27 protein-coding genes are annotated in these 16,937 nt (G+C 68.9%); 25 read left to right on the plus strand and 2 right to left on the minus strand.

The genetic code is table 11. The features are described 5' to 3' along the window. Window positions 1-2: 2 nt before the first annotated feature. A complete protein-coding gene (locus IEY98_RS07500; protein WP_189209487.1) occupies window positions 3-446 on the minus strand; it encodes a YbaB/EbfC family nucleoid-associated protein in 444 nt (147 codons plus the stop codon). Between the two features lie 194 nt (window positions 447-640). Between IEY98_RS07500 and IEY98_RS07505 the strand changes: the two genes are divergently transcribed. The 4 genes from IEY98_RS07505 (at window position 641) to IEY98_RS07520 (ending at window position 3,147) form a co-directional block, all read left to right on the plus strand. After that, a complete protein-coding gene (locus IEY98_RS07505; protein ID WP_229786658.1) occupies window positions 641-1,378 on the plus strand; it encodes a D-Ala-D-Ala carboxypeptidase family metallohydrolase in 738 nt (245 codons plus the stop codon). A 79-nt stretch (window positions 1,379-1,457) separates the two neighbouring features. Next, window positions 1,458-1,808 (plus strand): type VII secretion target, encoded by a 351-nt coding sequence (locus tag IEY98_RS07510; RefSeq protein WP_229786659.1) that lies wholly within the window; start codon window positions 1,458-1,460, stop codon window positions 1,806-1,808. Then, window positions 1,805-2,722 (plus strand): WXG100 family type VII secretion target, encoded by a 918-nt coding sequence (locus IEY98_RS07515; protein WP_189209488.1) that lies wholly within the window; start codon window positions 1,805-1,807, stop codon window positions 2,720-2,722. Before IEY98_RS07510 ends, IEY98_RS07515 begins: the two co-directional genes overlap by 4 nt. Further along, window positions 2,719-3,147 (plus strand): hypothetical protein, encoded by a 429-nt coding sequence (locus IEY98_RS07520; protein ID WP_189209489.1) that lies wholly within the window; start codon window positions 2,719-2,721, stop codon window positions 3,145-3,147. The genes IEY98_RS07515 and IEY98_RS07520 overlap by 4 nt, the downstream gene beginning before the upstream one ends. A 107-nt stretch (window positions 3,148-3,254) precedes the next feature. Here the strand turns inward: IEY98_RS07520 and IEY98_RS07525 are convergent, their stop codons facing one another. After that, complete coding sequence (locus IEY98_RS07525; protein ID WP_189209490.1) at window positions 3,255-3,797, minus strand: hypothetical protein; 543 nt, start codon at window positions 3,795-3,797, stop codon at window positions 3,255-3,257. Window positions 3,798-4,383: 586 nt separating this feature from the next. Between IEY98_RS07525 and rpsL the strand changes: the two genes are divergently transcribed. The 21 genes from rpsL to rplF all read left to right on the plus strand — a co-directional run bounded on the left by rpsL (window position 4,384) and on the right by rplF (window position 16,937). Beyond that, window positions 4,384-4,758, plus strand: coding sequence for a 30S ribosomal protein S12 (gene rpsL / locus IEY98_RS07530; protein WP_030473471.1), 375 nt, complete (start codon window positions 4,384-4,386; stop codon window positions 4,756-4,758). A 1-nt stretch (window position 4,759) separates the two neighbouring features. Further along, a complete protein-coding gene (gene rpsG, locus IEY98_RS07535; RefSeq protein ID WP_189209491.1) occupies window positions 4,760-5,230 on the plus strand; it encodes a 30S ribosomal protein S7 in 471 nt (156 codons plus the stop codon). 39 nt (window positions 5,231-5,269) lie between these two features. Next, complete coding sequence (gene fusA / locus IEY98_RS07540) at window positions 5,270-7,369, plus strand: elongation factor G (protein ID WP_189209492.1); 2,100 nt, start codon at window positions 5,270-5,272, stop codon at window positions 7,367-7,369. Window positions 7,370-7,515: 146 nt separating this feature from the next. Continuing rightward, on the plus strand, window positions 7,516-8,709 hold the full coding sequence (gene tuf / locus IEY98_RS07545) for an elongation factor Tu (protein WP_189209493.1): 1,194 nt from the start codon (window positions 7,516-7,518) through the stop codon (window positions 8,707-8,709). 344 nt (window positions 8,710-9,053) lie between these two features. After that, window positions 9,054-9,359 (plus strand): 30S ribosomal protein S10, encoded by a 306-nt coding sequence (rpsJ, locus tag IEY98_RS07550; RefSeq protein ID WP_003938093.1) that lies wholly within the window; start codon window positions 9,054-9,056, stop codon window positions 9,357-9,359. 33 nt (window positions 9,360-9,392) lie between these two features. After that, window positions 9,393-10,043, plus strand: a complete 651-nt coding sequence (gene rplC, locus IEY98_RS07555) for a 50S ribosomal protein L3 (protein WP_189209494.1) — start codon at window positions 9,393-9,395, stop codon at window positions 10,041-10,043. Window position 10,044: 1 nt separating this feature from the next. Further along, the gene (rplD, locus tag IEY98_RS07560) at window positions 10,045-10,725 is read left to right on the plus strand and encodes a 50S ribosomal protein L4 (RefSeq protein ID WP_189209495.1); all 681 of its coding nucleotides are present in this window, start codon (window positions 10,045-10,047) and stop codon (window positions 10,723-10,725) included. Then, on the plus strand, window positions 10,722-11,021 hold the full coding sequence (gene rplW / locus IEY98_RS07565) for a 50S ribosomal protein L23 (protein ID WP_189209496.1): 300 nt from the start codon (window positions 10,722-10,724) through the stop codon (window positions 11,019-11,021). Before rplD ends, rplW begins: the two co-directional genes overlap by 4 nt. A 14-nt stretch (window positions 11,022-11,035) precedes the next feature. Further along, window positions 11,036-11,869, plus strand: coding sequence for a 50S ribosomal protein L2 (gene rplB, locus IEY98_RS07570; protein WP_189209497.1), 834 nt, complete (start codon window positions 11,036-11,038; stop codon window positions 11,867-11,869). A gap of 18 nt (window positions 11,870-11,887) precedes the next feature. Continuing rightward, window positions 11,888-12,169, plus strand: coding sequence for a 30S ribosomal protein S19 (gene rpsS, locus IEY98_RS07575; protein WP_189209498.1), 282 nt, complete (start codon window positions 11,888-11,890; stop codon window positions 12,167-12,169). 28 nt (window positions 12,170-12,197) lie between these two features. After that, window positions 12,198-12,617, plus strand: a complete 420-nt coding sequence (gene rplV, locus IEY98_RS07580; protein WP_189209499.1) for a 50S ribosomal protein L22 — start codon at window positions 12,198-12,200, stop codon at window positions 12,615-12,617. After that, entirely contained in the window at window positions 12,617-13,432 is an 816-nt protein-coding gene (gene rpsC, locus IEY98_RS07585) for a 30S ribosomal protein S3 (RefSeq protein ID WP_189209500.1), read from the plus strand. The genes rplV and rpsC overlap by 1 nt, the downstream gene beginning before the upstream one ends. 3 nt (window positions 13,433-13,435) lie before the next feature. Further along, on the plus strand, window positions 13,436-13,855 hold the full coding sequence (rplP, locus tag IEY98_RS07590) for a 50S ribosomal protein L16 (RefSeq protein WP_189209501.1): 420 nt from the start codon (window positions 13,436-13,438) through the stop codon (window positions 13,853-13,855). After that, window positions 13,855-14,103, plus strand: coding sequence for a 50S ribosomal protein L29 (gene rpmC / locus IEY98_RS07595; RefSeq protein WP_189209502.1), 249 nt, complete (start codon window positions 13,855-13,857; stop codon window positions 14,101-14,103). Before rplP ends, rpmC begins: the two co-directional genes overlap by 1 nt. Beyond that, on the plus strand, window positions 14,100-14,396 hold the full coding sequence (gene rpsQ / locus IEY98_RS07600) for a 30S ribosomal protein S17 (RefSeq protein ID WP_189209503.1): 297 nt from the start codon (window positions 14,100-14,102) through the stop codon (window positions 14,394-14,396). The genes rpmC and rpsQ overlap by 4 nt, the downstream gene beginning before the upstream one ends. A gap of 67 nt (window positions 14,397-14,463) precedes the next feature. Further along, on the plus strand, window positions 14,464-14,832 hold the full coding sequence (rplN, locus tag IEY98_RS07605; protein WP_018682823.1) for a 50S ribosomal protein L14: 369 nt from the start codon (window positions 14,464-14,466) through the stop codon (window positions 14,830-14,832). Between the two features lie 2 nt (window positions 14,833-14,834). After that, window positions 14,835-15,152, plus strand: coding sequence for a 50S ribosomal protein L24 (rplX, locus tag IEY98_RS07610; RefSeq protein ID WP_189209504.1), 318 nt, complete (start codon window positions 14,835-14,837; stop codon window positions 15,150-15,152). 2 nt (window positions 15,153-15,154) lie between these two features. Further along, entirely contained in the window at window positions 15,155-15,718 is a 564-nt protein-coding gene (rplE, locus tag IEY98_RS07615) for a 50S ribosomal protein L5 (RefSeq protein ID WP_189209505.1), read from the plus strand. Window positions 15,719-15,723: 5 nt separating this feature from the next. Continuing rightward, entirely contained in the window at window positions 15,724-15,909 is a 186-nt protein-coding gene (locus tag IEY98_RS07620) for a type Z 30S ribosomal protein S14 (RefSeq protein WP_189209506.1), read from the plus strand. Between the two features lie 77 nt (window positions 15,910-15,986). Continuing rightward, window positions 15,987-16,385 carry a 30S ribosomal protein S8 gene (gene rpsH, locus IEY98_RS07625; RefSeq protein ID WP_189209507.1) on the plus strand — a complete coding sequence of 133 codons (399 nt, stop codon included), beginning with the start codon at window positions 15,987-15,989 and terminating at the stop codon, window positions 16,383-16,385. Window positions 16,386-16,397: 12 nt separating this feature from the next. Then, a complete protein-coding gene (gene rplF / locus IEY98_RS07630; protein WP_189209508.1) occupies window positions 16,398-16,937 on the plus strand; it encodes a 50S ribosomal protein L6 in 540 nt (179 codons plus the stop codon).

Consider the following 16,937-nt stretch of genomic DNA (forward strand, 5'->3'; position numbering starts at 1 on the left):
GCCTACCCCCGTCCGAGTTGGGACCCCAGGTCGAAATCCTCGTCATCGTCCGGACGCGCCGCCCGGGCGCGCGGTTCCCCGAGGGACCGGCCGACGCTGTCGGCGATCGCGCGTCCCGCCGCCGAGTCCGGGCCCATCGTCTCGGCGATGACCTCCCGGGACCGCTCGGCCAGCGTGGCCCTGGCCGCGCCGAGCGCGGTCATCACGGCCTGCGCGACGAGGTTCGGGGCCACCCGCTGGATGCGGTCGGTCAGGCGCAGGTCCACCAGCGCGCCGGTCGAGTCGACCACGACCTCGGCCAGCCCGCCCGGGTCGGCCGCGCTGATCCGCACCGCGCGCAGCCGCTCGCTCATGGCCTGCGTGTCCGCGGCCAGCTTGTCGATCCGGCCCTTCCAGGCCCGCAGGCGCTCGCGGGCGCCGTCCGGATCGAGGATCTCGCCGTCCATACGCGCCCAGACTCCCCTCGTCGGCCTCGGCTCGGAGTCTAGGACCGATCACGGCCGCGGGGGCGGCGGACAGCGCCGATCGGACCCGCAAAGTTGGGCCAAACCGTCGATACGGTCTGTGATTCATTGACGACGCCCGGTCCGTGAGTCACCCTCTTCCCCGGTGTCATCCGTCCCCATATGGGAGGTTTCGCGTGACTCGCCGCATTGCCCGCCTCTTATCCGTGGTCCCGGTGGTCATCGCCACCGTGCTCGCGACCATGGTCCTGACCTCGGCCCCGGCCACCGCCGACGGCTGCTACACCTGGGGCCGCACCCTGTCCCAGGGCATGTCCGGGGAGGACGTCCGCCAGCTGCAGATCCGGGTCTCCGGATACCCCGGCTACGGCGGCGTCCTGGCCCTCGACGGCGACTACGGCCCGGCCACCAAGGCCGCGGTCACCCGCTTCCAGCAGGCCTACGGGCTCGGCGCCGACGGCGTGGCGGGCCCCAACACCTTCAACAAGATCTACGCGCTGCAGGACAGCGACTGCACCCCGGTGAACTTCTCCTACGCGGAGCTGAACAACTGCAACTCCACCTGGTCCGGCGGCGCGGTCTCGGCGTCGACCGCGAAGTTCAACGCGCTGGTGTCGATGTGGAAGCTGCAGGCGATGCGGCACGCGCTCGGTGACGAGCCGATCCGGGTCACCAGCGGCTTCCGCAGCTACGCGTGCAACAGCGCCGTGGGCGGCGCGTCCAACAGCCGCCACCTCTACGGCGACGCCGTGGACCTCGGGTCCGGCCCGCACTCGCTGTGCACGCTGGCCAAGCGCGCCCGGTACCACGGGTTCAACGGGATCCTCGGCCCGGGCTACCCCGGCCACAACGACCACACCCACGTCGACCACCGGTCCAGCCGGTTCTGGGACGCCCCCAGCTGCGGGATCTGAAGCGGCGGCGGCCACCGGGAACCGCCGTCCGGTGGCCGCCGTCTCACCCGCACGGTCGACAGGGTGAAAGGTGGAAGCGGTGGGTCAGTTCAAAGTCGAACCGGACGAGCTGCGGGGCTATAGCGAGCTGATGACGCGCAACGCCCAGCACTTCCTGACGATCAAGCAGCACGCCGTGGCCAAGGGCGGCGACACCGCGGGCTTCACCGGCCTGCTGACCCTGCTGCACCCGGTCGTCACCGGCATCGCCAACCTCTACGGCGAGACCCTTGACTTCGCCAACCGCGTGATGACCAAGGACGCCGACAGCCTCGTGCAGGCCGCGGAGGCCTACCGCAGGACCGACACGAGCAGCGGCGAGCGGCTGAACCTGATCGAGCAGGGCCTGAACACCCTGCCCGGCGTGACCGTGGCGGGCGGTGGCCGATGACCTACGCCGACGTGGAGGACCCCGCCGCCGCGCTCAGCGCGGCCGCCGAGGACCGGCCGGGCAGGCAGTCCACCAAGGAGCTGATCGAGAAGGCGGGCTGGAAGATCCAGGGCGTCAACTGGATCTACGAGCAGGTCACCGGCGAGAACCTCCTCGACGCCCTGATCAAGCCGCTGCTCGGCGACTTCGAGAAGATCGACGCCAACGCCCACGCCTGGAACCAGGTCGGCAAGGCGCTCGACTCCGTGCGCCGCAACCTCGACGGCGGCGCCGACCAGCTCGGCCAGCACTGGGAGGGCGACGCCGCGGCCAGCTTCCGCCGCCGCATGGACACCATGTGGGCGATCGCCATCGAGGCGGACTCGCAGGTGGCGCGCATCATCGGCGACCGGTTCAAGTCGATGGCCAACACCTGCCGCACCGCGTGCGGCCTGGCGCTGACGCTGCTGGACAAGCTCGTCGGCAAGCTGATGGAAGCGATCATGACCGCCGCCATCCCGGTCGTCGGCTGGGGCCGCGCGGTGTGGATGGTTTACGACGCGATCGAGCTCGCCGACGCCATCCGCAAGATCATCATCTCGATCCAGACGCTCATCGAGGGCGTGCAGGGCATGGTCGACGGCATCGTCGCGATGGGCACGGCCCTGATGAAGCTCAAGGACGTCCGCGACGTCAACGACCTCCTGGACGTGGTCGACGGCTACCAGGAGGGCCAGGAGAAGTACAACGACGGCAAGGCGGCCGTCAAGTCCGGCGCCATCGGCGTCGGGATGAGCGCATGGGGGATCAGGGGCAAGTACAACAACGTGGCCAACGGCAGGCCCGCGCCCACCGCGCCCGCGCCGCCGCCCCCGCCCGCCCCCGCGCCGCCGCCCGCCCCGCCCGCGGGCGCGACCACCGGGGCGCGGCCATGACCTTCCCCTACGACAAGGCCAGGCTCGACGCCCTCGTGGCCGATGTGGACGCCCGCATCGCCAACGTCGAGCGCACCGCCGTCGAGGCGGCCGCGGTCGGCAACCGCGCCCCCGGACTGTCCGAGAAGGACATCGCCGAGATCGAGCGGCACGCCCTGGGTCCCAACGCCCCCAAGGAGATGCGCGAGATGGTGCAGCGCATCAAGGCGGGCGAGCTGTCCTGGGACGACGTCCTCTCCGGACGCGCGCTCGACGACGAGGGCGTGCAGAAGGCGATGGCCGCCAACCTCGACGGCCTGCGCCAGGCACACGACGCCATCCGCGAGGGCCAGGACCCGCAGGACGTGATCGACGCCCTCGGCGCGGCCCCCCGCCGCACCGACGACGACCCCGACGGCGGCGGCATCATGCGCGAGGCCTGGTAGGACCTGCGACGGCCCCGGTCGGACGCCCGACCGGGGCGAACGCCACGGCTGCGATCCGCCGCGCCTCGGGCGCGACCGGACGCCCGACGGGCGCGCCTACCGGTCGGCTACGCCTTGTTGCCCATGCCGGACACGACGGTGTACGCCAGTCCCGCCGCGATCGCCAGCAGCCGCGCGGGCCCCTGCGCCTCGGGCCGCGGCCAGAGCGTGTTGCGCCGCACCCGCTGCCCGTCCCGCTTGGCCACCTCGCCGTAGCGGAAGGCGGCGTGGTCGCCGAACGCACCCAGCGGGCGCCCGTCCGGATCGGCGAACTCGATCGACCCGGCCATGCGGCGCACCATGGTCCCGACCTCGCGCCCGTGCGGGTCGGCCACGCCCACCCGCCCCGCGCCGAGCCAGGTGAAACCCTTGCTGATCCGCAGCGCCTCCCGCCCGTCCGGCAGGGTGACGGCGAGGTCGTACGGGGTCGTCCCGGCCTCGCCCAGCATCCTGACCGCGCCGAGCAGCCCCGGGCCCTTGCGGTCGCGCACCCGGGCCAGCAGCCGCCCGCCCTCGTCGTAGGCGTCCACCGCGAACGAGGTGTTGAAGAACGACTTGCGCATGCCGATGTCCTGCTCGATCAGCAGCGCGGGCGCGGAGAAGAGATCCACGCCCGCACGGTACCGCCTCGGCCGCCGCCGATCCGGGGCGTTCGGCCGCAGGCCCGCACGTCCACGATCGTGGCGGGCAGACTGCTGTCACCCGACCCGGCGGAGCGCATGCTCCGCCAGCGGCTCGGGCTGCCTATCGTGGCGACGCGTTCCGATAACCTGACGCCTGACCTGCGTCGACGCCCTTCGTGCCAGTCCGTTTCGCCCGGAACGCCCTCAGCATGGCGTGCTATGTCCTTCGCCACACTCGGGCACGGTCTTCGGCGTGTCCCGCGTTGTACCCGCGGCGAGTAGCCCGGTTGGCGGTACCCCCGTTTTGACCCCGCCCGCGCGGGGACGGTATCTTTGCTACTCGTGCCCGACCTATGTCGGGTCGGTCCGTGTGCCTGTGCCGTGCGGTTCGCCTGCGAAGGCGGCCTCCTGCACCAGTCGCCGGAGGAACCTTCCGAACCCGTGGGGATCCGTTCTCCCTCGGGTGCTTCGGGGAAGGGCGGCGACACGCCCGACCTCGGGGTACGGGCGGACATGCAGGAACCCGCTAGCAAACAGGCGCCCAGCCAGGGCGCGACAGGAAGAAAGCCGGTCTATGCCCACGATCCAGCAGCTGGTCCGCAAGGGCCGCCAGGACAAGGTCGCCAAGCAGAAGACTGCGGCTCTCAAGGGGAGCCCGCAGCGTCGTGGTGTGTGCACGCGCGTCTACACCACTACCCCGAAGAAGCCGAACTCCGCGCTCCGCAAGGTCGCTCGCGTGAAGCTGACCAGCGGTATCGAGGTCACCGCCTACATCCCGGGTGAGGGTCACAACCTCCAGGAGCACTCGATGGTGCTCGTCCGCGGCGGGCGTGTGAAGGACCTCCCCGGCGTTCGCTACAAGATCATCCGTGGCTCGCTGGACACGCAGGGCGTGAAGAACCGCAAGCAGGCGCGCAGCCGCTACGGCGCGAAGAAGGAGAAGAGCTGACATGCCCCGCAAGGGACCGGCCCCGAAGCGGCCGCTCATCTCTGACCCGGTGTACAGCTCGCCGCTGGTCACCCAGTTGATCAACAAGGTCCTGGTCGACGGCAAGCGGTCCGTCGCCGAGCGGATCGTGTACGGCGCCCTCGAGGGCGCCCGCGACAAGACCGGCACCGACCCCGTCGTCACCCTCAAGCGCGCGCTGGACAACGTCCGGCCGACCATCGAGGTGAAGTCCCGCCGCGTCGGCGGCGCCACCTACCAGGTGCCGATCGAGGTCAAGCCCGGCCGCTCCACCACGCTGGCGCTGCGCTGGCTGGTGACGTTCTCCCGGGCCCGTCGCGAGAAGACCATGGTCGAGCGCCTGATGAACGAGCTGCTCGACGCCTCCAACGGGCTCGGCGCCAGCGTCAAGCGCCGCGAGGACACGCACAAGATGGCGGAGTCCAACAAGGCCTTCGCTCATTACCGCTGGTAAGACCAGTAGCTGATTTCAGATAGGACAGGGGAAACACCCGTGGCACTCGACGTGCTGACCGACCTGGCCAAGGTCCGCAACATCGGGATCATGGCCCACATCGATGCGGGCAAGACGACCACGACCGAGCGGATCCTGTTCTACACCGGGATCAGCTACAAGATCGGCGAGGTCCACGACGGCGCCGCGGTCATGGACTGGATGGAGCAGGAGCAGGAGCGGGGGATCACCATCACCTCCGCGGCCACCACCTGCTTCTGGAAAGACCACCAGATCAACATCATCGACACCCCCGGGCACGTCGACTTCACCGTCGAGGTCGAGCGCTCGCTGCGCGTCCTCGACGGCGCGGTCGCCGTGTTCGACGGCAAGGAGGGTGTCGAGCCCCAGTCCGAGCAGGTCTGGCGCCAGGCCACCAAGTACGACGTCCCGCGCATCTGCTTCGTCAACAAGATGGACAAGCTCGGCGCGGACTTCTACTTCACCGTGCGGACCATCTCCGAGCGCCTCGGCGCCAAGCCGCTGCCCATCCAGATCCCGATCGGGTCCGAGTCCGAGTTCATCGGCGTGGTCGACCTGGTCGAGATGCGGGCGCTGACCTGGCGCGGCGAGGTCCAGAAGGGCGAGGACTACACGGTCGAGGAGATCCCGGCCGACCTCGCCGAGAAGGCCGCGGAGTACCGCGAGGCCCTCGTCGAGGCCGTCGCCGAGACCGACGACGACCTGATGGAGCGCTACCTCGGCGGCGAGGAGCTGACGGTCGCCGAGATCAAGGCGGGCATCCGCAAGATCGTGACCGAGGGCTCGGCCTACCCGGTGCTGTGCGGCTCGGCGTTCAAGAACAAGGGCGTGCAGCCCATGCTCGACGCCGTGGTCGACTACCTGCCGTCGCCGCTGGACGTCCCGCCGGTCGAGGGCACGCTGCAGGACGGGGAGACCCCCGCCACCCGCGCCGCCTCCGCCGACGAGCCGTTCTCCGGCCTCGCCTTCAAGATCGCGGTCCACCCGTTCTTCGGCAAGCTGACCTACGTCCGGGTGTACTCGGGCAAGGTCGACTCCGGGTCCCAGGTCATCAACTCGACCAAGGACCGCAAGGAGCGCATCGGGAAGATGTTCCAGATGCACGCCAACAAGGAGAACCCGGTCACCGAGGCGCGCGCTGGCCACATCTACGCGGTCATCGGCCTGAAGGACACGACCACCGGCGACACGCTCTGCGACCCGCAGAACCCGATCGTGCTGGAGTCGATGACCTTCCCGGACCCGGTCATCCAGGTCGCCATCGAGCCCAAGACGAAGGCCGACCAGGAGAAGCTCTCCCTGGCGATCCAGAAGCTGGCCGAGGAGGACCCCACCTTCAAGGTCAACCTCGACGAGGAGACCGGCCAGACGATCATCGCGGGCATGGGCGAGCTCCACCTGGACATCCTGGTGGACCGCATGCGCCGCGAGTTCAAGGTCGAGGCCAACATCGGCCGCCCGCAGGTGGCCTACCGCGAGACGATCCGCCGCCCGGTCGAGAAGTTCGAGTACACCCACAAGAAGCAGACGGGTGGCTCGGGCCAGTTCGCCAAGGTGATCATCGCGCTGGAGCCGCTGAACACCGCGGACGGCGCGCTGTACGAGTTCGACAACAAGGTCACCGGTGGTCGCGTCCCGCGGGAGTACATCCCCTCGGTGGACGCGGGCGCGCAGGACGCCATGCAGTACGGCGTGCTGGCGGGCTACCCGCTGGTCGGCCTGAAGCTGACCCTGCTGGACGGGGCCTACCACGAGGTCGACTCGTCCGAAATGGCCTTCAAGGTCGCGGGTTCGATGGCGCTCAAGGAAGCCGCCCGCAAGGCGGACCCCGCGCTGCTCGAGCCGATGATGGCGGTCGAGGTGACCACGCCCGACGAGTACATGGGCACGGTCACCGGCGACCTGAACTCCCGCCGCGGCCAGATCCAGGCCATGGAGGAGCGCGGCGGCGCCCGCATCGTGAAGGCACTCGTTCCGCTGTCGGAGATGTTCGGCTACGTCGGCGACCTGCGGTCGAAGACCCAGGGCCGGGCGAACTACTCGATGGTGTTCGACTCCTACGCCGAGGTTCCCACGAACGTGGCGAAGGAGATCATCGCAAAGGCTACGGGGGAGTGACCCACCGGAGCTCCGCACAGTAAGTGCGGGCTCTCCGGGGAGCTCCCCGGGGTCCGCACATCGACCCTGATGGACCGCTGGTGGGCGTGGACGGATAGCGTCTGCGCCCACAGCGGACAAGCAACCCAGTCCAGGAGGACAGTCCAGTGGCTAAGGCCAAGTTCGAGCGGACCAAGCCGCACGTCAACATCGGCACCATTGGTCACATCGACCATGGCAAGACCACGCTGACCGCGGCGATCTCCAAGGTCCTGCACGACAAGTACCCGGACCTGAACCCCTTCACGCCGTTCGACGAGATCGACAAGGCGCCGGAGGAGAAGCAGCGCGGCATCACCATCTCGATCGCTCACATCGAGTACCAGACCGAGAAGCGCCACTACGCGCACGTCGACTGCCCGGGTCACGCTGACTACGTCAAGAACATGATCACCGGTGCGGCCCAGATGGACGGCGCGATCCTCGTGGTCGCCGCCACCGACGGCCCGATGCCGCAGACGCGTGAGCACGTGCTGCTCGCCCGTCAGGTCGGTGTGCCCTACATCGTCGTCGCCCTGAACAAGGCCGACATGGTCGACGACGAGGAGATCCTGGAGCTCGTCGAGCTCGAGGTGCGCGAGCTGCTGTCCGCGCAGGACTTCCCGGGCGACGACCTGCCGGTCGTGCGCGTCTCCGCGCTGAAGGCCCTCGAGGGCGACGCCGAGTGGGGCGCCCGCCTGCTGGAGCTCATGGACGCGGTCGACGAGAACATCCCGCAGCCCGAGCGCGAGACCGACAAGCCCTTCCTCATGCCCGTCGAGGACGTCTTCACGATCACCGGCCGCGGCACCGTCGCGACCGGCCGCATCGAGCGCGGCGTCATCAACGTCAACGAGGAGGTGGAGATCGTCGGCATCAAGGACAAGGCGCAGAAGACCACCGTCACCGGTGTCGAGATGTTCCGCAAGCTCCTCGACCAGGGCCAGGCGGGCGACAACGTCGGTCTGCTGCTGCGCGGCATCAAGCGCGAGGACATCGAGCGCGGCCAGGTCATCGTGAAGCCGGGCACCACGACCCCGCACACCGAGTTCGAGGCCCAGGTCGTCATCCTGAGCAAGGACGAGGGCGGCCGTCACACCCCGTTCTTCAACAACTACCGCCCGCAGTTCTACTTCCGCACCACCGACGTGACCGGCGTCGTGACCCTCCCCGAGGGCACCGAGATGGTCATGCCGGGCGACAACACCGCCATGTCGGTCAAGCTGATCCAGCCGATCGCCATGGACGAGGGTCTGCGCTTCGCCATCCGCGAGGGTGGCCGGACCGTCGGCGCGGGCCGCGTCACCAAGATCAACAAGTGACCTGGACCGGGGTGGCCGTTAGTTCGGCCACCCCGGTTTGGTCTGCCATGCGAGCGTGTGGCATCCTTTACGGGTTGCTGATTCTGCGGCCGTCCCGAATGGGGCGGCCGTGGAATGAGAAGCCGGGGCCTTCACGGCCCTTCGGAACCGAAAGCCAGGTCCTGAGGTTCGGCCAAGGGACCGCTCTGTAGAAGCTCCGCGACACGCCCGACCGCGTGGACCGGGACGAGCAGGGCAGACGGCTTCCGACACCATTGACTTGTGAACAGGGAAGCGGCGCGGCACAGGCCCGGGGAACCGGGCTCCCGCCGATGGATCGCAACGAAGAGGAACGGCAAGCCACCATGGCGGGACAAAAGATCCGCATCCGGCTCAAGGCGTACGACCACGAGGCCATTGACGCGTCCGCGCGCAAGATCGTGGAGACCGTGACGCGCACCGGCGCTCGGGTCGTCGGCCCCGTGCCGCTGCCCACCGAGAAGAACGTCTACTGCGTCATCCGCTCGCCGCACAAGTACAAGGACTCGCGCGAGCACTTCGAGATGCGCACGCACAAGCGGCTGATCGACATCCTCGACCCGACGCCCAAGACGGTGGACGCGCTCATGCGCATCGACCTGCCTGCCAGCGTCGACGTCAACATCCAGTAAGCGCGCGCGGCGAGGCGGAGAGTAACGAGAGCCATGTCTGACAGGCAGATGAAGGGAATCCTGGGCACCAAGCTCGGGATGACCCAGGTCTTCGACGAGAACAACCGGATCGTCCCGGTGACCGTCGTGAAGGCCGGACCCAACGTGGTCACCCAGGTCCGCAGCCAGGAGAAGGACGGCTACGCCGCGGTTCAGCTCGCGTTCGGCGCCATCGCGCCGCGCAAGGTGAACAAGCCCGAGCGGGGCCACTTCGACAAGGCCGGGGTCACCCCGCGCCGCTTCCTGGCCGAGCTGCGCACCGCCGACGCGGCCGACTACACCGTCGGCCAGGAGATCACCGCCGAGGTGTTCGAGCCGGGCGCCGTCATCGACGTGACCGGCACCACCAAGGGCAAGGGCACCGCAGGTGTCATGAAGCGCCACGGCTTCAAGGGCCTCGGCGCCTCCCACGGCACCCAGCGCAAGCACCGCTCCCCCGGTTCCATCGGCGGCTGCGCCACCCCCGGCCGCGTGTTCAAGGGCCTGCGCATGGCGGGCCGCATGGGCAACGCCAGGGTGACCACCCAGAACCTGACCGTGCACCAGGTCGACGCCGACTCCGGCCTGATCCTGCTCAAGGGCGCCGTTCCCGGCCCCAAGGGCGGCCTGGTGTTCCTCAAGACCGCTGCGAAGGGCGGTGCCTGAGTTGACCAGCGTCGACATCAAGACCCCCGCCGGTGACACGGACGGCTCGGTCGAGCTGCCCGCCGAGATCTTCGACGTGCAGGCGAACGTCGCCCTGATGCACCAGGTCGTCGTGGCCCAGCAGGCCGCGGCCCGCCAGGGCACGCACGCGACGAAGACCCGCGGCGAGGTGTCCGGCGGCGGCAAGAAGCCCTACCGCCAGAAGGGCACCGGCCGCGCCCGCCAGGGCTCGACCCGTGCGCCGCAGTTCGTCGGCGGCGGCGTCGTGCACGGCCCCCAGCCGCGCGACTACACCCAGCGCACCCCCAAGAAGATGAAGGCCGCCGCGCTGCGCGGCGCCCTCTCCGACCGGGCTCGCGCAGGCCAGCTGCACATCGTGTCGGCACTGGTCGACGGGGACACCCCCTCCACCAAGACCGCGCGCAAGCTGCTGGAGGCGGTGACCTCCGCGCGCCGCGTGCTGGTCGTGCTGACCCGCGACGAGGACGTCGCCTGGGTGTCGGTGCGCAACCTGCCGCACGTGCACGTCATCGCGCCTGACCAGCTGAACACCCTGGACGTCCTGGTGAACGACGACATCGTCTTCTCCAAGACCGCCTATGACGCCTTCCTCGCCGGTCCGGTCAAGGTCGCCAAGGCCAAGGCCACCTCAGCGGAAGCCCAGTCGGAGGAGGACAAGTGATCCCCGACCCCCGCGACATCGTGCTCGCGCCGGTGATCTCCGAGAAGTCGTACGGTCTCCTCGAGGAGAACAAGTACACCTTCCTGGTGAGCCCGGGCGCCAACAAGACCGAGATCAAGATCGCGATCGAGAAGATCTTCGCGGTCAAGGTGCTGAGCGTGAACACGCTCAACCGGAACGGCAAGCGCAAGCGCACCCGGACCGGATACGGCAAGCGCAAGGACACCAAGCGCGCGATCGTCACCCTGTCCCCGGAGAGCAAGCCGATCGAGATCTTCGGCGGCCCGGCCGCGTAAGGACTGAGTAGACAATGGGTATTCGCAAGTACAAGCCGACGACCCCGGGTCGTCGCGGCGCGAGCGTCTCGGACTTCGCCGAGATCACCCGCTCCACCCCGGAGAAGTCGCTGCTCCGCCCGCTGCACGGCCGCGGCGGCCGCAACGCGCACGGCAAGATCACCACCCGGCACAAGGGTGGCGGCCACAAGCGCGCGTACCGGCTGATCGACTTCCGCCGTCACGACAAGGACGGTGTGCCCGCCAAGGTGGCGCACATCGAGTACGACCCGAACCGCACGGCTCGGATCGCGCTGCTGCACTACGCCGACGGCGAGAAGCGCTACATCATCGCGCCGAGCAAGCTGCGCCAGGGCGACCCGATCGAGTCCGGCCCGCGGGCCGACATCAAGCCGGGCAACAACCTGCCGCTGCGCAACATCCCGGTCGGCACCGTGGTGCACGCCATCGAGCTGCGTCCGGGCGGCGGCGCGAAGATCGCCCGCTCGGCCGGTTCCAGCGTGCAGCTCGTCGCCAAGGACGGCCCCTACGCCCAGCTGCGGATGCCCTCGGGCGAGATCCGCAACGTGGACGTGCGCTGCCGCGCCACCGTCGGCGAGGTCGGCAACTCCGAGCACTCCAACATCAACTGGGGCAAGGCAGGCCGGATGCGGTGGAAGGGCAAGCGCCCGACCGTCCGCGGTGTCGCCATGAACCCGGTCGACCACCCGCACGGTGGTGGTGAGGGCAAGACCTCCGGTGGTCGCCACCCGGTGAACCCGGCGGGCAAGCCCGAGGGTCGCACCCGCCGCCGCAAGCCGAGCGACAAGCTGATCGTCCGCCGCCGCCGTACTGGCAAGAAGCGCTGAGCAGGGAGGTAGAAGCATATGCCACGCAGCCTGAAGAAGGGCCCGTTCGTGGACGACCACCTGCTCAAGAAGGTGGACGCGCTGAACGAGACCGGCAAGAAGACCGTGATCAAGACCTGGTCCCGTCGGTCGACGATCATCCCGGACATGCTGGGTCACACCATCGCGGTGCACGACGGCCGCAAGCACGTCCCGGTGTTCATCTCCGAGGCCATGGTGGGTCACAAGCTGGGCGAGTTCGCCCCGACCCGCACGTTCAAGGGCCACATCAAGGACGACCGCAAGTCGCGGCGCCGCTAGGCACGAGTGAAGAGCAAGGGGAACAGCGATGAACGCCCGTAACGACGCCGTGGCGACGGAAGAGCTTCCGCGCGCCGTGGCTCGGGCTCGCTACGTGCGGATGACGCCCATGAAGGTGCGCCGTGTCGTCGAGCTCATCAGGGGTCGCAGCGCCGGTGACGCCTTGGCCGTGCTGAGGTTCGCGCCGCAGGCCGCTTCCGAGCCGGTCGCCAAGGTCCTGGCCAGCGCGGTCGCCAACGCCGAGAACAACCTCGGCCTCGACCCGGACACCCTGTGGGTGTCCACGGTGTACGTGGACGAGGGCCCGACGCTGAAGCGGTTCCGGCCGCGTGCGCAGGGTCGCGCCTACCGCATCCGCAAGCGGACCAGCCACATCACCATCGAGGTCGAATCGCGTCCGGCGGTTGCCAAGCCCGCCAAGGGCGGCAAGAAGGGCGGTGCCCGCTAATGGGGCAGAAGATCAACCCGCATGGCTTCCGGCTCGGGATCACCACCGACTGGCGGTCCCGCTGGTACGCCGACAAGCAGTACGCGGAGTACGTCGCGGAGGACGTGAAGATCCGCCGCCTGCTGTCCAAGGGCATGGAGCGCGCAGGCATCTCCCGCGTGGAGATCGAGCGCACCCGTGACCGGGTCCGCGTCGACATCCACACCGCCCGGCCGGGCATCGTCATCGGCCGCCGCGGCGCCGAGGCCGACCGCATCCGGGGCGAGCTGGAGAAGCTGACCAAGAAGCAGGTCCAGCTCAACATCCTCGAGGTGAAGAACCCCGAGTCGGACGCCCAGCTGGTCGCCCAGGTGACCGCCGAGCAGCTGTCCAACCGCGTGTCCTTCCGGCGCGCGATGCGCAAGGCCATCCAGTCGGCCATGCGCTCGCCGCAGGTCAAGGGCATCCGCGTGCAGTGCTCCGGCCGCCTCGGCGGCGCGGAGATGTCCCGCTCCGAGCACTACCGCGAGGGCCGGGTCCCGCTGCACACGCTGCGCGCCGACATCGACTACGGCTTCTTCGAGGCCCGCACCACCTTCGGCCGCATCGGCGTCAAGGTGTGGATCTACAAGGGCGAGGTCGTCGGCGGCCGCCGCGAGGCGGACGTCCGCCAGGCGCAGGACACCCGGCGCGAGCCGCGCCGCGAGCGGCCCAGCCGCCCGCGCCGTTCCGGCTCCGCGGGCACCACGCCCACCAGCACCGAGGCGGGTCGCGCCGCCGCGTCCGACACCCCCGCGGCTCCGGCCGCCGAGGGCACTGGCAACGGGGAGGGCTGAGCAGTGCTCATCCCACGCAAGGTCAAGCACCGCAAGCAGCACCGTCCGGACCGCTCGGGCGCGTCCAAGGGTGGCAACCGCGTCACCTTCGGCGAGTTCGGCATCCAGGCGCTGGAGCCCGCTTACGTGACGAACCGGCAGATCGAGTCCGCGCGTATCGCCATCAACCGGCACATCCGCCGTGGCGGCAAGGTGTGGATCAACATCTTCCCGGACCGTCCGCTGACGAAGAAGCCCGCCGAGACCCGCATGGGCTCCGGCAAGGGCTCGCCGGAGCACTGGGTGGCCAACGTCAAGCCGGGCCGCGTGCTGTTCGAGATGACTTTCCCCAACGAGACGGTGGCGCGTGAGGCACTGCGCCGCGCGATCCACAAGCTGCCGATGAAGTGCCGCATCGTGACGCGTGAGGGTGGTGACTTCTGATGGCCGCCGGGACCACCGCGACGGATCTGCGCGAGCTGACCGACGACGAGCTGGTGCTGCGCCTGCGGGAGGCGAAGGAGGAGCTGTTCAACCTCCGCTTCCAGATGGCGACCGGCCAGCTCGACAACAACCGGCGCCTGCGCCTGGTCAAGCAGGACATCGCCCGGATCTACACCGTGATGCGCGAGCGCGAGCTCGGGCTGTCGGTGTCCCCCGACGAGGCGACCACCGGTGAGGGTGCCGCATGAGCGAGAACGTTGAGAGCACTGAGAACGTGAACGAGCAGAAGCGCACCAGCACCCGCAAGGTCCGCGAGGGCCTGGTCGTGTCCGACAAGATGGACAAGACCATCGTCGTGGCGCTGGAGGACCGCAAGAAGCACGCCCGCTACGCGAAGGTCATGCGCTCCACCACCAAGGTGAAGGCGCACGACGAGGAGAACACCGCCGGTGTCGGCGACCGTGTTCTGCTCATGGAGACCCGGCCGCTGTCGGCCACCAAGCGGTGGCGGCTGGTCGAGGTCATCGAGCGCGCCAAGTAAGCAGCATGTCTAGGCCGAGCCTGTCAGGTCGGCAATCTGGCAGGCCAGGAATGGTCAAGGAGTTGACGTGATCCAGCAGGAGTCGCGACTGCGCGTCGCCGACAACACCGGGGCGAAGGAGATCCTTTGCATCCGCGTGCTCGGCGGCTCCGGTCGGCGCTACGCGGGCATCGGCGACATCATCGTCGCCACCGTGAAGGACGCCATCCCGGGCGCGGGCGTGAAGAAGGGCGATGTCGTCAAGGCGGTCATCGTGCGCACCGTCAAGGAGCGCCGCCGCCCCGACGGCAGCTACATCCGGTTCGACGAGAACGCCGCCGTTCTGATCAAGAACGAGGGCGAGCCGCGCGGCACCCGCATCTTCGGCCCCGTGGGCCGCGAGCTGCGCGACAAGAAGTTCATGAAGATCATCTCGTTGGCGCCGGAGGTGCTCTGAGCATGAAGATCAAGAAGGGCGACACGGTCGTCGTGATCTCCGGCAAGGACAAGGGCGCGAAGGGCAAGGTCATCCAGGCCTACCCCGCGACCAACAAGGTCCTGGTGGAGGGCGTCAACCGGATCAAGAAGCACACCCGCGTGACGCAGAACCAGCGCGGCGCCCAGTCCGGCGGCATCGTGACGCAGGAAGCGCCGATCCACGTGAGCAACGTGATGCTGGTGGCCGACGGCAAGGCCGTCCGCGTGGGTTACAAGATCGCCGAGGACGGCCGCAAGGTCCGGATCGCCCGCGGCAAGGGCAACGGGAAGGAGATCTGATCATGACTAGCACGGAGAAGATCACTCCCCGCCTTAAGACCCGCTACCGCGGCGAGATCGCCCCGGCGATGCGGCAGGAGTTCGAGTACCCGAACCCCATGCTGATCCCCGGCGTCGTGAAGGTCGTCGTGAACATGGGCGTCGGCGACGCCGCCCGGGACGGCAAGCTGATCGAGGGCGCGGTCCGCGACCTGGCCACCATCACCGGCCAGAAGCCCGAGGTGCGCAAGGCCCGCAAGTCCATCGCGCAGTTCAAGCTGCGCGAGGGCATGCCGATCGGCGCCCGGGTCACGCTGCGCGGCGACCGGATGTGGGAGTTCCTGGACCGGTTGCTGACCATCGCGCTGCCCCGTATCCGCGACTTCCGCGGCCTCTCGGGCAAGCAGTTCGACGGCAACGGCAACTACACCTTCGGTCTCAACGAGCAGTCCATGTTCCACGAGATCGACCCGGACTCCATCGACCGCCAGCGCGGTATGGACATCACCGTGGTCACCACGGCGAGGACCGACGAGGAGGGCCGGGCGCTGCTCAAGCACCTGGGCTTCCCGTTCAAGGAGAACTGAGGGATATGGCGAAGAAGGCGCTGGTTCACAAGGCCGCCAAGAAGCCGAAGTTCAAGGTCCGGGCGTACACCCGCTGCAACCGGTGCGGGCGTCCGCACTCGGTGTTCCGCAAGTTCGGCCTCTGCCGGATCTGCCTGCGGGAGATGGCGCACCGGGGCGAGCTGCCCGGCGTGAGCAAGTCCAGCTGGTAGGACGCGAGTCCCCCCAGACCTCTAGATCGCCGAAGGCCCGGCCCGGGAACCACGGCGAGAAAGGTTGACAGGTCACCATGACGATGACCGACCCGATCGCAGACTTCTTGACCCGTCTGCGCAATGCCAACTCGGCATACCACGACGAGGTCGTGCTGCCGCACTCCAAGCTCAAGGCGAGCATCGCCGAGATCCTCAAGCGCGAGGGCTACATCTCCGGCTACCGCGACCAGGACGGCGAGAAGGGCAAGGACCTCGTCGTCGAGCTGAAGTACGGCCCGAACCGCGAGCGCAGCATCGCCGGTCTGCGCCGGGTGTCCAAGCCCGGTCTGCGGGTGTACGCGAAGTCGACCAACCTTCCCAAGGTGCTGGGCGGCCTGGGCGTGGCGATCATCTCCACGTCCGGCGGCCTGATGACCGACCGGCAGGCGACCAAGCAGGGTGTGGGCGGGGAAGTCCTCGCCTACGTCTGGTAAGGGGACTGACACATGTCTCGCATCGGAAGGCTTCCGATCGCCGTCCCGTCCGGCGTGGACGTGACCATCAACGGCCGCGACATCAGCGTCAAGGGGCCCAAGGGCACCCTGGCCATCACCGTCAGCGAGCCGATCACCGTCGAGCGCGCCGAGGACGGCACGCTGACCGTGACCCGGCCGAACGACGAGCGGCAGAACCGCGCGCTGCACGGCCTGACCCGCTCGCTGGTCAACAACATGGTCGTCGGCGTGACCGAGGGCTACGAGAAGAAGCTCGAGATCCACGGCGTCGGTTACCGCGTGCTGGCCAAGGGCTCCGACCTGGAGTTCGCGCTGGGCTTCAGCCACCCGGTCAAGATCTCGCCGCCGGAGGGCATCACCTTCAAGGTGGAAAGCGCCACCAAGTTCTCCGTCTCGGGCATCGACAAGCAGCGGGTGGGCGAGGTCGCCGCGAACATCCGCAAGCTGCGCAAGCCCGACCCGTACAAGGGCAAGGGCGTCCGGTACGCGGGCGAGAAGATCCGCCGCAAGGTCGGAAAGACGGGTAAGTGA

It is taken from the genome of Actinokineospora fastidiosa, assembly GCF_014648415.1.
Taxonomy (GTDB): Bacteria; Actinomycetota; Actinomycetes; order Mycobacteriales; family Pseudonocardiaceae; genus Actinokineospora; species Actinokineospora fastidiosa.